This window comes from Phreatobacter sp. AB_2022a, assembly GCF_026847585.1.
GTDB lineage: Bacteria > Pseudomonadota > Alphaproteobacteria > Rhizobiales > Phreatobacteraceae > Phreatobacter.
On sequence record NZ_JAPSET010000109.1, the window covers coordinates 1 to 1,266 of the forward strand.

The 1,266-nt window shown below is 65.1% G+C and carries 1 protein-coding gene; it reads right to left on the reverse strand.

Annotated features, from left to right (window positions below; all coding sequences use genetic code 11):
• Positions 1–34: 34 nt before the first annotated feature.
• Positions 35–1,203, reverse strand: a protein-coding gene (locus OZ671_RS31880; RefSeq protein ID WP_268864425.1) for an IS3 family transposase whose coding sequence is annotated in 2 segments (ribosomal slippage) — positions 35–942 and positions 942–1,203 — 1,170 coding nt in all. Because the reading frame shifts where the segments join, the coding sequence is not laid out codon by codon here.
• Positions 1,204–1,266 lie beyond the last annotated feature (63 nt).

A 1,266-nucleotide genomic window follows, 5' to 3' on the forward strand; every position in this document is an offset into this window, starting at 1 on the left:
TGATCGGCCCCCACCGAGTGGTCAGGTTTGATTGTTAGTGCATTGTCGCCTCCGGCGCCATGGCCGGCCGTAGGTGGAGCGCAGCGGAACCGGAGGGTGGCCATGGCGGCGTCGCCGTTTCCGGGGCCGGTGGTCGATAGCCCAGCGAACTGTGGGGCCTGACGGTGTTGTAGTGCCGTCGCCAGGCTTCGATCAGGATACGGGCTTCGGCCAGCGTGTAGAAGATCTCGCCATTGAGCAGCTCGTCGCGCATCGAGCCGTTGAAGGACTCGCAGTAGCCGTTCTCCCACGGGCTGCCCGGCGTGATGTAGAGCGTCTTCACGCCGATCCTGGCCAACCATTGCTGCACGGCCGTGGCGATAAATTCAGGACCGTTGTCTGAACGTATGTGCGCCGGCGGGCCGCGCCTGACGAACAGCTCGGCCAGCGTCGCCAGTACATCCTCGCTCCTGAGCCGCCGCGCCACCGGCAAGGCCAGACATTCCCGGCTGGCTTCGTCGATGATCGACAGTATGCGGAACTTGCGGCCATCGTGGGTGCGACCCTCGACAAAGTCGTAGGACCACACGTGCCCCGGATACTCCGGTCGCAACCGGATGCACGATCCGTCATTGAGCCAGAGACGGCCGCGCTTCGGCTGCTTCTGCGGCACTTTGAGCCCCTCGCGCCGCCAGATGCGCTCGACCCGCTTGCGGTTCACGTGCCAGCCGGCATCGCGCAGCAAGGCCGTCACCCGGCGATAGCCGTAACGGCCATATTGCCGGGCGAGCGCGATGATGTCCTCCGTGAGAGCTGCTTCGTCGTCCGCCCCGCGAGGCGCCTTGCGCTGTGTCGATCGATGCTGCCCAAGCACGCGGCAGACCCGCCGCTCGGAGACAGCCATCATCCCTCGGATGTGATCGATGCAGCGCCGTCGGCGCGCGGGGCTCAGTAGTTTCCCCTGGCGGCCTCCTGCAGGATCAGCTTGTCGAGCGTCAGGTCCGATACCGCCTGTCGAAGCCGGGCGTTCTCCCGCTCCAGGTCCTTCATCCGCCGCGCCTGATCCATCTTCAGGCCACCATACTCCTTGCGCCAGCGGTAGTAGCTCTGTTCGGTAACGCCGATCCGGCGGCAGACGTCGGCCACCGTCCCACCCTGCGCCAGCACGATCTCAGCTTCACGCAGCTTGCCGATGATCTCCTCGGGCTTGTGCTTCCGAGCCATTCCATTCCTCCTTCGTGGTCCAGACTATGATAGTCGATGGGCCACTCAGAAGGGGGCAGATCA